This window comes from Enterovirga sp. GCM10030262 (genome assembly GCF_042666435.1).
Lineage (GTDB): Bacteria > Pseudomonadota > Alphaproteobacteria > Sphingomonadales > Sphingomonadaceae > Allosphingosinicella.
In genome coordinates this window covers 221,363-234,453 of record NZ_JBHTDC010000001.1, presented here as the reverse complement: position 1 = coordinate 234,453, position 13,091 = coordinate 221,363, and the positions used below count along the sequence as shown (strand labels likewise).

Genomic DNA, 13,091 nt, shown 5'->3' with positions numbered 1-13,091 from the left:
GAAGTATAAAGGGCGGGGACGCGTGACAGCGATCAAGGCAAACTCCAATATCAGGCGGCTATGCTCCGCGCTCCTGGTCGGCACCGTCCTCGGCGGAATGGTAATGCCGGCTCATGCGCAGGACGCGGCCGCCGCGCCCGAGACCGCGCCGCCGGCCGAGGCACCCGCGACAGCCCCCGCCGCGACGGTCCCGACCGCGGCGCCGGCCACGGCCGAGACCGGGCCGCTTTCGGCGCCCGTGCCGCTCGGCACCATCCGTTCGATCGCGGTCACCGGCAACCAGCGCCTCGAGCCCGAAACCGTCCTCTCCTACATGGCGCTGCGCATCGGCGAGCCCTATACGCGCGAGCGTCTCGACGAGGCCTTGCGCGCGCTCTACGCCACCGAATTGTTCGCCGACGTCCAGATCCGCGACGACGCGGGCGCGCTGACCGTCGAGGTGCGCGAGAATCCCGTCATCAACCGCATCCTCCTCGAAGGCAACAAGCGGTTGAAGGAAGACAAGATAGCGCCCGAGATCCGCCTCGCGCCGCGCCAGATATTCACCCGCTCCAAGGTCCGAGCCGACGTCGCCCGCATCATCGAGCTCTACCGCCGTCAGGGTCGCTTCGCCGCGTCGGTCGAGCCCAAGATCGTCGAACTCGACCAGAACCGCGTCGATCTCGTTTTCGAAATACAGGAAGGGCCGAAATCGAAGGTCCGCCAGATCAACATCATCGGCAACGAGCGCTTCTCGGACGGCGACCTGCGCGGTGAAATGGCGACCAAGACGAGCGGCCTGCTGAGCTTCCTGAGCTCGAACGACACCTACGATCCCGATCGCCTCGCCTTCGACCAGCAGAAATTGAGGCAATATTACCTGACCGAAGGCTATGCCGATTTCCGTGTCATCTCCGCGGTCGCCGAGCTCACGCCGGACAAGCAGGACTTCATCATCACCTATGTGGTGGAAGAGGGCGAACGCTACAAATTCGGCGACGTGGCGGTCGAAAGCGAACTGCGCGATTTCAACGCGATCGAGCTCCAGAAGACGCTGCCGATGAAGGCCGGCGACTGGTACAATGCCAAGCTGATCGAGGACACGGTCACCTCGCTGACCGAGACCGCCGGCCTGTTCGGCTATGCCTTCGCCGATGTCCGCCCGAATTTCGAGCGGAACAAAGACGATCTGACGATGGATATCACCTTCCAGATCGGCGATGCTCCGCGTGTCTATGTCGAGCGGATCGACATCAACGGCAACACCGTCACCCGCGACAAGGTGGTCCGCCGCGAGTTCCGGCTGGCCGAGGGCGACCCCTTCAACAGCCTGCGCGTCAAGCGTTCGCGCGACCGCATCCAGTCGCTGGGGTTTTTCCAGGACAATCTCGAAATCGAGCAGCAGCCCGGATCGGCGCCCGACCGGGTCGTGCTTGCCGTCGACGTCGAGGAGAGGTCGACCGGCGAGCTTCAGGTCTCGGCGGGTTTCTCGAGCCTCGAACGGTTTCTGGTCAACCTCTCGATCCGGCAGCGCAACTTCATGGGCAAGGGCCAGGAGCTGCGCGCCGCCGTCAATTATTCGAGCTATTCCAAGTCGGTCGAGCTAGGCTTTACCGAACCCTATCTGTTCGACCGCAACATCGCCATCGGCGGCGACATCTACCGCCGCGACTATAGCAGCTTCAACTTCCTCGGGAACGGCGAGCGCAACACCACCTACGAACAGGTGACCACCGGCGGCCAGATCCGCCTCGGCGTGCCGTTGACGGAATTCCTGTCGCTGGCGCTGCGCTACGGCCTCAGCTACGATGAGATTTCCCTGGATCGCGGCACCTATTTCACCGATCCGGACGGACCCACCGGCCCTCTCCCGCCATTCTGCGAACCGCTCCTTGCCGGCCGTTATCTGTGCGATGCGATCGGTGATCGGGTAACCTCGTCGGCGGGCTATTCGCTGGTCTACGACACGCTCGACAACCGTGTCCGCCCGACGCGCGGCAACCGCGTCGTCCTCAGCCAGGATTTCGCCGGCCTCGGCGGCAGCACCAAATATCTCCGCACCCGCATCAACGGCTCCAAATACTGGCCGATCGGCGATAGCGGCTTCATCTTCTCGACCAGCCTCGAAGGCGGTTACATCCACAGCTTCGAGAACAGCCGGGGAGAGGGCATCGATCCGGTTCGCCTCACCGACCGATTCTTCCTTGGCGAGCCGCAGATTCGCGGCTTCGACATTCGTGGCGTCGGACCGCGCATCCAGCGCATTCCCTACGAGTTCGAGCTCGATGACGACGGCAACGTGATCAACGTGAAGCTGACGACCGACAAGAACCGGATCACCGACGACGCTCTGGGCGGCCGTGCTTATTATCTGGGACGCGCCGAACTAGAGATTCCGCTGGGCTCCTCCGGCCGCGAATTGGGTCTTCGGCCTTCCGTGTTCGTCGATGTCGGCGCATTGTTCGGGGTCAAGGATCCGATCGTCAACGATTATCCGCCGGGCGATCCGCGGCTGTTCCGCGACGTGCTCAACGAGGATGGCCTTCGCCAGTGCACGACCGGCGGCACCTCGCCGGTGATCACGCCAATCCCGGTGGGCGCGGAATGTCCCGGCGGAAGCGACCTCGTCCGGTTCGCGATCAGCGCGCCGTTCAAGGAGGTGTTCCTCGGCGACACGATGAAGCCGCGTGTGTCGGTCGGCTTCGGCGTGAACTGGAACTCACCTTTCGGCCCGTTCAGGATCGATATAGCCAAGGCGCTTATTACCGCCGAGGGTGACGATACGAAGCTCTTCACATTCAACGTAGGAACGGCATTTTGATGAACAAATTCGCTTTCGGCGCGGCGCTGGCCGTGCTCACCGCCGCCATCCCCACCGCGGCATCCGCCCAGCGTCTTTCGCCCGCCATCGTCGCGGTCGTCGACATCGCGCGCGTCTCGGCCGAGTGCAACGCCTGCCGGACGGCCGGCACACAGATCCAGCAGCAGCTCCAGCAGCTTCAGCAGAGGGCGACGGCGCTCCGCCAGCCGCTCCAGACCGAAGCGCAGGGCATCCAGACCGCGCTGACCGCGGCCAAGGGCAATCCCGACGCCGCTTTGGAAGCGCGGATCCAGGCCTATCAGACCAGGGAAACCGCCGCGAACCGGGAACTGAGCGGCACCGAGCAGAATCTGCGCTCGATCGAGGCTCACGTGAACCAGCAGATCGGCCAGCGCCTCACGCCGATCATCAACCAGGTGATGCAGTCGCGCGGCGCCTCGATCGCGATCGGCAAGGGCGCGACGCTCGCCGTCTCGCCGAGCCTCGACGTGACCGCCGATGTGCTGGCCCTGCTCAACCAGCAGCTGCCGAGCGTCAGCGTGACGCCGTTGCCGCAGCAGGCCCAGCCCCAGCAGCCGCAGCCCCAGGGCCGCTAATGTCCGAAGACAGTAGCGCCGCCCTCACCGAGTCGAAGCGGGGTCCGCTCGACGTCAAGCGGGTCATGGCGGCGCTGCCGCATCGCTATCCGATGCTCCTCGTCGACCGGGTCGAGGAGATAATCCCCGATCGGTCGATCGCGGCGATCAAGGCCGTGACGATCAACGAGGATTTCTTCAACGGGCATTTCCCGGGCCGGCCGATCATGCCCGGCGTGCTGATCGTCGAGGCGCTGGCGCAGGCCGCCGGCATCCTCGCGGTCGAATCGCTGGGTCTCGCCGGTTCGGGCAAGCTCGTTTATTTTATGGCCATCGACGGCGCCAAGTTCCGCGTGCCGGTCGAGCCGGGCTGCCTGCTTCGGCTCGAGGTCGAGTTCGTGCAGAAGCGCTCGACCGTCTGCAAGTTCGCCGGCAAGGCGCTGGTCGATGGCAAGGTCGCGGCTGAGGCGAACTTCACCGCGATGATCGCCGACCCGCCGGCGGCCTAGACGGGGCGCCAGGCGCCGTCTTTTTTCTCGATTCCGAAGATCGCCGGAATATGCGGGCCGTCGAGCAATTCGGCGGACTCGCCGTCCGCGGCGATGGCGCCGTCCTGCATGATGATGAGCCGATCCGCATAAATACGCGCCAGCTCCAGATCGTGCATCGCGACGAGCAGCGCGCTACCCTCGGTTCGGGCGAGGTTCCGCAGATAGTCCATCAGCCTTAGCTGCCACAGCGGATCGAGGTTCGCGACCGGCTCGTCGAGCAGCAGCAGCTTCGGCCGGGATGCCAGCGCCCGGGCGATCAGCACCCGGCTGCGCTCGCCCGTCGACATCCGGTCGATGCGGCGATCGGCCATGGCGGTGAGATCGAGCGCCGCCAGCATCTCCGCGACCCGATGCGGCTCGCTCCCACCGGTGAGCCCCAGCGCGACGACGTCGGCGGCGGTCAGCGGCCAGCTTATATCCCGGGAGGCCGGAAGATAGGCGCAGAAGAGCGATCTCTGTCCCGGCCCGAGCGTTCTCGGATCGACATCTCCGACACGCAGTCCGCCGCTCCGCCCCCCGATGCCGGCGAGCGCGTGAAGCAGACTGGTCTTGCCGCTGCCATTGGGGCCGATCAGACAGGTCAAAGTCCCGGCCGCCAGGCTGAGCGAGGTTTCCTTCAGCCGGCCTGGTATGAAGAGGCCGGTGCCGGCGACGAGCGGCGTCATCGGATCAGCCTCCATCGCATATGCGCCACCAGCCACAGGAAGAAGGGCGCGCCGAGGAGGGCGGTGACGACTCCGATCGGCAGGGTCCGCCCGAGAGGTGCCGTCCTCACCGCCAGGTCGGCGGCGAGCAGGAGGACCGCGCCGATCAGGGCGGCGGGCAGGATAGCCCGCCCCGGATGTCCCCGCGTCAGCCGGCGCGCGAAGATCGGCGCGACCAGGCCAACGAAGCCGATCGCCCCGCAGATGGCGACGCAGGCGCCGACGCCGAGCGCCGTCAGGCAGACGATCCACAGCCGCATCCGGCCGACATCGTGGCCCAGCGACAGCGCGACCTCCTCGCCGAGCGTCAGGCTGTCGAGCGGCCCGGCCAGGCGCAGCAGCAACAGGATGCACAACAAGGCCGGAATACCGGCAAAGGCGGCCTGGCTCCGGCTGCGGTCGACGAGCGACCCCATCAGCCAGTCATAAGCATCGTAAAAGGCGAAAGGGGAGGGCGCGAGCGCCAGCGCCAGCGTCGTCAATGCCCCGGCCAGCGCGCTGATCGCCAGCCCGGAGAGAAGCAGGGTGGCCGTCTCCGCCTTGCGCCCCGCCAGCGCGAGCAGCAGCAACAGAGCTCCAAGGGCGCCGGCGACGGAACCAGCGGAAAGCGCCAGCGGCGTGGCGAATCCGAAGATATAGGCGGTGACGACCGCGCCGAGCGCCGCGCCGCTGGTCGTGCCGGTAAGGTCCGGAGAGGCGAGCGGGTTGGCGAACAGCGCCTGGATCGCCGCGCCCGAGGCGCCCAGCATCGCGCCATAGGTCAGCGCCAGCAGCGCGCGGGGCAACCGAAGCTCGACCAGCACCGCCAGGCCCAGGCCCCGGTCCCGCTCAAGCAAATCGGCCAGCATTGTCCAGGGCGCCGCCAGCGAAAGCAGGAATAGCGCCAGCAGCAGCGCCGTCAGCAGCAAGGAAGACCGCCCGCTCACCCGCTTGCCTCTCCGCGGAGCCGCACGATCTCGTCGATCATCAGCGGGCCCATGCACGTCCAGCGCCGCCCATCGGTGGCGATCGTCCGGGATTTGCGCGTGCCCTTCGCCAGGGGGTGCGCCAGCCAGCGCTGCTCGCCCGAATATTGGCCGCTTCGATAGTCGCTGCGCAACAGGACGCGCGGTGGCTTGGCGAGCAATAACTCAAGCGAAACCCGGTCGCCCCGCAGCGGCCGCTGGCGCAGCCCCGCCAGCGCCATCCATTGCGCCCCCAGCCCGTTCGCGGCCACGCTTCGGCCGCCGCCGCCGAGCCAGATCGTGTCCAGCCCGCTCTCGGGAGCGTTCCGCTTCAGCGCCTCGATCCGCTCGATCGCGCGCCGGCCCGCCTTCGGACGTCTCAGCGCCGTCGCCACCGCCCTTATCCCGGCCTCGATGTCGGCGACGCTACGCGGAAAGGGAAGGTCGAGCGTCCGGATGCCGAGCCTGCGCGCGATGGCCACCCGGTCGCGCGCTCCGCCGCCCATGGTGAGCACCAGGTCGGGCCGCAGCCCCACGACGGACAGCAGGCTGCCGTCGTTCCGGCGATAGCGTCGGGCCTGTTTCCACAAGGGCGTCTCGGCCTCCTGCTGAGCGAGATGGGTCACCGAGACGATCTGCTCCGGCGCGGCCAGCATCAGCAGCAATTCGTCGGTGCACAGGTTGAGGGAGGCGACCCGCGCCGGGGACGCCTCCGCCGCGCCGGCAAGCGCGAGGCTAACGCCCAAGGCGCAGGCGAACACCCGCATAAACCGTCCGTCCCGGAGTGTTGTAGCCGACCACATCCTGATAATCGGTGCCGAGCGCATTCTCCACCCGCGCATAAGCCTCCATCGCCGGCGTGACCCGATAGCCGAGCTTCAGCGACGCCAGCACATAATCCCCCAATATCACCGTCTCCGCCGGGAACAGGTCGAAATCCATGTCCCGCCGCGCGCCCACATAAGAGACGCCCGCGCCGAGGTCGAAGCGCCCGAGCGAGCCGTCGATGATGACATTGGCGCTGTGCCGTGGCCGCCTGACCTCGCGAACCGCCGTCGATCCCGGCACCTGCCGCTCGCTCGCGTCGAGCCAGGTGTAGTTCGCGCCGAGGCTGAGCCATCCCAGCCGGAAGCGGGCGTCCACCTCCACGCCCCGGCGGCGGCTTTTGCCTTCGACATTGGCGGTGCTGGAGACGAAGGTCGCCGGATCGAACGTGTCGACGATCTCGTTCTCCAGCCGGTTGCTGAAACCGGTAACGCCCAGGGCCGCGCGCTCGCTCGCCCAGCGGACGCCCGCTTCGAAACCCTTCGAGCTTTCCGGCCGCAGCTCCGGATTGCCGACGAACGAGCCCGGGAAGAAACCGTACAGATCGTAGAAGGTCGGCTGCGCGATGCCCTCGCCATAGCCGGCGTGGAGCGTCCAGGCCGCGGCGGGCTTGACCAGCAGGGTGGCGCGCAAAGTGGTGGCGTCGGCGAAGGCGCTGAACCGGTCGTGGCGGACGGCGACGTCGGTGATGAAGCCTTGTGTCCATTCCGCGCGCCACTGGCCGATGAAGGCGGTCAGCTCGCGCGACCTGTCCTGGTCGGTGCCGCCGAAATAAATCTGGTCGCGGGCGCGGAAATCCTCGGCTTCATGTTCGATCGCGCCGGTGAAGCGGTGCCTGCTCACCGTCTTGGAAAGCTGTCCGCCCAAGGTGAAGCGCTCGCCGAACGTGCTGTTGAGCGGAGCATCGGCGAGCCGGTTCCGGTTCGCGCTCTCGAGATAGCTGCCGTCGACGAGCAGCGACCAGCCGCCCCGCGTCGTCCGGGCCCAGCCGCGCATTGCCAGGACCCGATTGTCGGTGGAATCGAACGTGTCGGCGCGGCGGAAGGTGACGGGGTCGAAGCCGTCATACGCGCTCTCCCCCTCGATCCAATGCCCCACCACCCCGATCTCGTTGTCGGGCAGGGGACTGAACACCGCCTTGAGGCTAGCCGAACGGTTCTCGAAGCCGTCGCGATCTCCGCCCGAGCCGAAGCTGTCGATGCCGTCGCTCTTCAGCCAACCCGCCGAGCCGCTGAGGCCGACATCCCCCGCGCGCGTCGCGAATTGGGCCGAGGCACGGCCGCTGTCGTGGCTCCCATATTCGACAAGCGCGTCCAGCCCCGACGCGGCGATCGGATCGGCCGTCTCCAGCGCGACGACGCCGCCCAGCGCTTCCGATCCCCACAAGGCCGATTGCGGCCCCCGCACCACTTCCAGCCGCGCCAGCGAATCGCCGGTCAGCAGCTCGAACCGGGCCTCGTTGCCGGCGGCGGGATCGTTGAAGCGGATGCCGTCGACGAACAGCAAGGTGTGATTGGCTTCGGCGCCCCGGATGCGAACCTGGGTCTGCGTGCCGCGCGGGCCCGTGGCGGATACGGAGACTCCGGGCACCAGGCGCAGCACGTCGCCGGTCAGCGGCAGGGACAGCGATTCGAGCTGCGCGGCGTCGAACACGGTCGCCGAAACGGCCGCGTTCCCGATCGCAACGGGTTCGCGCGAGCCAGTGACGACGATCGTGTCGGCTGCGGCATCGGCCGAGCCCTGCTGGACCGCGGCGGCGGCGAGAAGCAACATTGGATGCAAAAGGACCTCCTTTGGACGACATTCAACTGTCGTCTCGGAGGTATCGTGGACGCGAGAAGCGCCCCCGATGCCGCGCGCCGCAGGCTGATCCCGGCCGGACGCGGACGACAACGAAGGCAGGTCTCCTGGCTTCGCGGGTCAATGCCTTGTCTCTCCGATTGCCGGAGAGGGGCTCGCCGCTTACAGTTGCGGGCACAGCGCCGGTTTCACACCGGCTTCCCTTTTCACCGCCGTTCAACGGGCGGCACCTTCGCTGACGGCCCGCTAGGCGCGGCGGCCGTGGCTTGTCAACTTATGCCGCAGCCGCTAAGGGCGCGGCACGCTTCCACGAGGCTGGTCGGAACCAGCCACGCGGCACGCTTCCACGAGGCTGGTCGGAACCAGCCAAACCCCAGGAAATAGACATGAAGACCGACACCCATCCCGATTATCACATGATCAAGGTCCAGATGACCGACGGCACCGTCTATGAGACGCGCTCGACCTGGGGCAAGGAAGGCGACACGCTGCAGCTCGACATCGATCCGTCGGCCCACCCGGCCTGGACGGGCGGTACCGGCAAGATGCTCGACGCCGGCGGCCAGGTTGCGCGCTTCAACAAGCGTTTCGGTGGGCTGACCCTCGGAAAGAAGTGACCCGTGGGAGTCATCCCGGCGAAAGCCGGGATCTCGCGGAGACAGCCGTGACCTCTGGTCCGGAGACCCCGGCCTTCGCCGGGGTGACGGATGGTGGGGGCGCCATTCCGGTCATCGAGACCGAGCGCCTCATCCTGCGCGCGCCCTCGGCGGACGACCTTGAAGCCTCCACCGCTATGTGGAGCAACCCTGCGGTTGTCCGCCACATCGGCGGCAAGCCCTTCACCCGCGAAGAAGTCTGGTCGCGCATCCTGCGCGCTCGCGGCCTGTGGTCGATGCTCGGCTACGGCTATTGGGCGGTGTACGACAAAGCGACCGGGCGTTTCGTCGGCGACGTCGGCTTCGCCGATTTCCATCGCGACTTCACCCCCTCGATCGAAGGCATCCCCGAAATGGGCTGGGTGCTCGATCCGTGGTGCCACGGAAAGGGCTATGCCAGCGAAGCCGTCGCCGCCGCAATCGCCTGGGGCGAGGCGACGCTCGACGCCCGCGAATATGCCTGCATCATCAATCCCGACAACGCCCCGTCACTGAAGCTGGCAGCCAAGTTCGCGTTCGAGCATGTCACCGACGCCAGCTACAAGGGCGCGCCGATCAGCCTATCCCGCCGACCCCTTCAGGGCTAAGCCCCGAGTCTATCCCAAATCGGCTCGCCGTTTCTCAAGAACGTTTCGGCTCCACCCTATTGTCTATCAAATCGGTAGAGTATTGATTGCCCGGGCGATGCGAATCCGCATCGGGGCCCGCGGCACGAGGCAATGGCATGAACGAGACCCAGCTCAGCAAGCGACCAAGCAACGAAGCCATATCGGAGGACATACTGAACATCATCCGCGAGAAGGCGAGGGCGCTTCGCTTCGGCGCGATCTCCCTCACCATCCACGATGGCCGCCTGACCCAATTGGAAATCACCGAAAAGCGGCGGTTTGGGCAATAACGCCGCTTAACCTGGCCGACCGGACAACCGGAGGCGCTTGTAATCCCAAGGAAACACCATGGATTTCAGCGACCTCACACTCCTCGACCTGTTGCCATTCATCGCCGTCGGCTTCGCCGCCCAGTTGGTGGACGGCGCGCTAGGCATGGCCTTCGGAGTCATTTCCTCGACCTTGCTGGTGAGCATCGGCGTGCCGCCGGCGGCGACTTCGGCCGGTGTCCACGCGGTGGAATGCTTCACTACCAGCGTGTCCGGTATCAGCCATGTGTTGCACCGGAACGTCGATTGGAAGCTGTTCGCGCGGCTCGCGGTGCCAGGCGTCATCGGCGGCGCGCTCGGAGCCTATGTGTTGACCCAGATACACGCCGATGCGGCGCGGCCGATAGTGCTCACCTATCTTTCGCTGATCGGCGTTTACCTCTTGTGGCGGGGCCTTAAGTTTCCGCCTCGGGAAAAGCAGCCAAGGGTTATCGAGCCGCTCGGCCTGGTGGGCGGCTTCCTGGACGCGGCGGGCGGCGGCGGCTGGGGCCGGTGGTCACCAGCAACCTGCTGATCCAAGGCGCGAGCCCGCGCAAGGTGATCGGCACCGTCAACACCGCGGAATTCTTCCTCACCGTCACCATATCGGCGACGTTCATCGCGACCCTGGGTCTGGCCGCCTTCACCATCGCCACGGTGGGATTGCTGATCGGGGGCGTCATCGCGGCCCCGCTCGGCGGCTACGCGGCTAAGAAGCTGGCGCCCAAGCCGCTGCTCATCCTGGTGGGCATCGTGCTCGTGATGACCAGCCTTTATGGCCTCTATCGGGCGCTCGCCTGATGCGGTGCGCCCTCCTCTCCGCCGGCCTCGCGACCGCACTCCTGCCGTCGCCCGTCGCGGCCGAGCCGCGCCAGCCATGGACCCTCCATCAAGCCCTGGGCTCGCCCGAAAACTGGACCATCTCCGGAAGCCTTCGCGCCCGCTACGAAAAGGTCGAAGGCCAGTTCCGCCCCGGCCTGAACGCGCGCGACGACATCGTCCTCATTCGCGCGAGCCTGTTTGCCGAATATGATGCCGGCCCGGTCCGCATCGGCGGCGAGCTGATCGATTCGCGTGCGTACGACACCGATCCGGGCGGTCCCGTCGGCACCGGAGAGGTGAACACGCTGGAGCCGGTCCAGGCCTATATCGGTTTCGATCTCGACGACGCGCTGGGCAAGGATTCCCGGTCGTCGCTGACGCTCGGCCGCTTGACGATGGATCTCGGTTCCCGCCGCCTCATCGGCCGCAACAATTTCCGTAACACCACCAACGCGTTCACCGGCGCTCGCTTTGCATATGCCGGCGCCGGCGGCGACAGTCTCACTCTGTTCTACACGCTTCCTCACAACCGCCTGCCATCGGACAAGGAATCGATCCTCGACAACGAGGTACAATGGGATGACGAGAGCAATGCTCTCACCTTTTGGGGAGGCTTCTACACCCGTCCGGACCTGATCGGCGGCGTGAGCGGCGATTTCTACCTTTTCGCGCTCGATGAGGACGATCGACACAATTTTCCGACGCGCGACCGCAAGCTATTCACCCCAGGCCTGCGCCTGTTCAAGGACCCCAAAGCCAGCCGGCTCGATCTCGAATTCGAGGCGGCGTTGCAGTTCGGCGACATCCGCTCGGGCATAGCATCGGACGCGGCGAAGCAGGACGTCTCGGCGCACTTCCTCCATGCCGAGATCGGCTATACCTTTCCGGGCGCATGGCGCCCCCGTTTGGCGTTCGAATATGATGTGGCGAGCGGCGACGGGGCGGGCGGAGATTTCGGACGTTTCGACAGCCTTTATGGCGTTCGGCGTCCCGATTACGGCCCGACCAGCATCTACGGCCCGCTCGGGCGATCCAACATCAGCTCCCCTGGCGTGCGCCTTGAGGTCAAGCCCGACGAACGCTGGGACGGCTTCCTATTCTACCGCGCCGCGTGGCTCGATGAGCGGTCCGACAGCTTCGCGAGCACCGGCGTCCGCGATCCGCAGGGCGCTTCGGGCGGCTTCGGCGGCCATCAGATCGAAGCCCGCGCGCGTTACTGGGTGGTGCCGAAGCTGCTGAAGCTGGACGTTGGCGGCGCGTGGCTGGTCAAGGGCGGCTTTCTGGAGAACGCCCCGAACGCCAATCCAAGCGGGAACACGCGTTATTTCTATGTCGATTTGACCGCGTCGTTCTGAGGCGTGTCGGACTTGTCCAGCGCGGGGCTGGCCCGCTCGGCCACTTGGCGCTTGCCGTCGATGACGATGGGCGAGGCGATTCCGGGCACGCCGTCCAGATCGAGCCGCATGCCTCTCGCGATCACCTGGGGGTCGGCGAAGACCTGGGCGACATCGTTGATCGGCCCCGCCGGCACCCCCGCCGACGCCAGCGCGGCGAGCAATTCGTCGCGGTGCCGCTGGAGGAGGGCAGGGGCGAGGGCGGCGGCCAGCGCTTCCCGATTGCCTACCCGATCCGCATTGGTCGTAAAGCGCGGGTCGTCGGGGAGGGCGGCCAGGCCGAGGATGCCGCACAGCTTCCGGAACTGCCCGCCATTGCCGACGGCGACGATCACATGCCCGTCCGCCACCGCGAAGGTCTGGTAGGGTGCGATATTGGGATGGGCGTTGCCGAGACGGGTTGGGGTATCGCCCGAGACGAGATAGTTCATCGCCTGGTTGGCGAGCACCGCCACCTGAACGTCGAGCAGGGCCATGTCGATGTGGCAGCCCTGGCCCGTCACGTCGCGTCCGCGCAGTGCCGCGAGGATCGCGGTCGATGCATAGACGCCGGTAAAGATGTCGGCGAAGGCGACGCCGATCTTCTGCGGCTCGCCCTCGGGATCGCCGGTCAGGTCCATGATCCCGCCCATGCCCTGGATCATGAAATCGTAGCCGGCGCGCGAGGCATAGGGACCGTCCTGCCCGAAGCCGGTGATCGAGCAGTAGATGAGGCGGGGATTGATCGCGGAGAGACTCGCATGGTCGAGGCCATATTTGGCAAGCCCGCCGACCTTGAAATTCTCGATCAATATGTCGGCGTCAGCGGCGAGGGCGCGGACCTGCGCTTGCCCTTCGGCGCTCTCCAAGTCGATGGCGACCGAATTCTTGCCCCGGTTGCAGCCGTGGAAATAGGCCGCGCTGCCTTCGCCCTCGACGAAGGGCGGCCCCCACCCGCGCGTATCGTCGCCGTCGCCCGGCCGCTCAACCTTGATCACCTCGGCGCCGAGATCGGCGAGCAATTGCCCCGCCCACGGCCCGGCGAGGATGCGGGCAAGTTCGAGGACCTTGATGCCGGCGAGGGGCTTATCCAATTTCCGTCACCCCCGCGAAAGCGGGGGTCCC

General features: G+C 66.5%; 12 protein-coding genes, 1 pseudogene and 1 riboswitch. Of the genes and pseudogenes, 8 read left to right on the top strand and 5 right to left on the bottom strand.

Annotated elements, in window-relative coordinates; translation table 11 throughout:
* The first annotated feature begins 22 nt into the window (after positions 1-22).
* From bamA to fabZ, 3 genes are read left to right on the top strand one after another with little or no spacing between them, the layout of a single operon-like run.
* Positions 23-2,800: an outer membrane protein assembly factor BamA gene (gene bamA, locus ACFQRC_RS01110; RefSeq protein WP_379956860.1), complete on the top strand. Its 2,778-nt coding sequence runs from the start codon at positions 23-25 to the stop codon at positions 2,798-2,800.
* On the top strand, positions 2,800-3,396 hold the full coding sequence (locus tag ACFQRC_RS01105) for an OmpH family outer membrane protein (protein WP_379956858.1): 597 nt from the start codon (positions 2,800-2,802) through the stop codon (positions 3,394-3,396). The genes bamA and ACFQRC_RS01105 overlap by 1 nt, the downstream gene beginning before the upstream one ends.
* Positions 3,396-3,884 carry a 3-hydroxyacyl-ACP dehydratase FabZ gene (gene fabZ, locus ACFQRC_RS01100; protein WP_379956856.1) on the top strand — a complete coding sequence of 163 codons (489 nt, stop codon included), beginning with the start codon at positions 3,396-3,398 and terminating at the stop codon, positions 3,882-3,884. Before ACFQRC_RS01105 ends, fabZ begins: the two co-directional genes overlap by 1 nt.
* Here fabZ and ACFQRC_RS01095 read toward each other — a convergent pair.
* From ACFQRC_RS01095 to ACFQRC_RS01080, 4 genes are read right to left on the bottom strand one after another with little or no spacing between them, the layout of a single operon-like run.
* Complete coding sequence (locus ACFQRC_RS01095; RefSeq protein ID WP_379956854.1) at positions 3,881-4,591, bottom strand: ABC transporter ATP-binding protein; 711 nt, start codon at positions 4,589-4,591, stop codon at positions 3,881-3,883. The genes fabZ and ACFQRC_RS01095 overlap by 4 nt on opposite strands.
* Complete coding sequence (locus ACFQRC_RS01090; RefSeq protein ID WP_379956852.1) at positions 4,588-5,556, bottom strand: FecCD family ABC transporter permease; 969 nt, start codon at positions 5,554-5,556, stop codon at positions 4,588-4,590. Before ACFQRC_RS01090 ends, ACFQRC_RS01095 begins: the two co-directional genes overlap by 4 nt.
* Positions 5,553-6,341 (bottom strand): ABC transporter substrate-binding protein, encoded by a 789-nt coding sequence (locus tag ACFQRC_RS01085; protein ID WP_379956850.1) that lies wholly within the window; start codon positions 6,339-6,341, stop codon positions 5,553-5,555. The genes ACFQRC_RS01090 and ACFQRC_RS01085 overlap by 4 nt, the downstream gene beginning before the upstream one ends.
* A complete protein-coding gene (locus tag ACFQRC_RS01080; RefSeq protein ID WP_379960371.1) occupies positions 6,310-8,172 on the bottom strand; it encodes a TonB-dependent receptor plug domain-containing protein in 1,863 nt (620 codons plus the stop codon). Before ACFQRC_RS01080 ends, ACFQRC_RS01085 begins: the two co-directional genes overlap by 32 nt.
* Before the next feature lie 106 nt (positions 8,173-8,278).
* A riboswitch (cobalamin riboswitch) is annotated at positions 8,279-8,448 on the bottom strand.
* Between the two features lie 137 nt (positions 8,449-8,585).
* Between ACFQRC_RS01080 and rpmE the strand changes: the two genes are divergently transcribed.
* From rpmE to ACFQRC_RS01055, 5 genes and pseudogenes are all read left to right on the top strand, one after another.
* Complete coding sequence (gene rpmE / locus ACFQRC_RS01075) at positions 8,586-8,816, top strand: 50S ribosomal protein L31 (RefSeq protein WP_379956848.1); 231 nt, start codon at positions 8,586-8,588, stop codon at positions 8,814-8,816.
* A 47-nt stretch (positions 8,817-8,863) separates the two neighbouring features.
* On the top strand, positions 8,864-9,442 hold the full coding sequence (locus ACFQRC_RS01070; protein WP_379956846.1) for a GNAT family N-acetyltransferase: 579 nt from the start codon (positions 8,864-8,866) through the stop codon (positions 9,440-9,442).
* 137 nt (positions 9,443-9,579) lie between these two features.
* Positions 9,580-9,753 carry a YezD family protein gene (locus ACFQRC_RS01065; protein WP_379956844.1) on the top strand — a complete coding sequence of 58 codons (174 nt, stop codon included), beginning with the start codon at positions 9,580-9,582 and terminating at the stop codon, positions 9,751-9,753.
* Positions 9,754-9,811: 58 nt separating this feature from the next.
* Positions 9,812-10,572: pseudogene (locus tag ACFQRC_RS01060) on the top strand (sulfite exporter TauE/SafE family protein).
* Entirely contained in the window at positions 10,572-11,948 is a 1,377-nt protein-coding gene (locus ACFQRC_RS01055; RefSeq protein ID WP_379956842.1) for an alginate export family protein, read from the top strand. Before ACFQRC_RS01060 ends, ACFQRC_RS01055 begins: the two are co-directional and overlap by 1 nt.
* Here ACFQRC_RS01055 and ACFQRC_RS01050 read toward each other — a convergent pair.
* Positions 11,921-13,060 carry a CaiB/BaiF CoA transferase family protein gene (locus tag ACFQRC_RS01050; protein WP_379956840.1) on the bottom strand — a complete coding sequence of 380 codons (1,140 nt, stop codon included), beginning with the start codon at positions 13,058-13,060 and terminating at the stop codon, positions 11,921-11,923. The two genes, ACFQRC_RS01055 and ACFQRC_RS01050, sit on opposite strands and share 28 nt — an antisense overlap.
* Positions 13,061-13,091: the final 31 nt, after the last annotated feature.

Bases quoted from the DNA above. Each gene is read 5' to 3' on its own strand.
- ACFQRC_RS01095 (WP_379956854.1), bottom strand. From the start codon at position 4,591: ATGACGCCGCTCGTCGCCGGCACCGGCCTCTTCATACCAGGCCGGCTG.
- ACFQRC_RS01085 (WP_379956850.1), bottom strand. From the start codon at position 6,341: ATGCGGGTGTTCGCCTGCGCCTTGGGCGTTAGCCTCGCGCTTGCCGGC.
- fabZ (WP_379956856.1), top strand. From the start codon at position 3,396: ATGTCCGAAGACAGTAGCGCCGCCCTCACCGAGTCGAAGCGGGGTCCG.
- ACFQRC_RS01105 (WP_379956858.1), top strand. From the start codon at position 2,800: ATGAACAAATTCGCTTTCGGCGCGGCGCTGGCCGTGCTCACCGCCGCC.
- ACFQRC_RS01055 (WP_379956842.1), top strand. From the start codon at position 10,572: ATGCGGTGCGCCCTCCTCTCCGCCGGCCTCGCGACCGCACTCCTGCCG.
- rpmE (WP_379956848.1), top strand. From the start codon at position 8,586: ATGAAGACCGACACCCATCCCGATTATCACATGATCAAGGTCCAGATG.
- ACFQRC_RS01080 (WP_379960371.1), bottom strand. From the start codon at position 8,172: ATGTTGCTTCTCGCCGCCGCCGCGGTCCAGCAGGGCTCGGCCGATGCC.
- ACFQRC_RS01065 (WP_379956844.1), top strand. From the start codon at position 9,580: ATGAACGAGACCCAGCTCAGCAAGCGACCAAGCAACGAAGCCATATCG.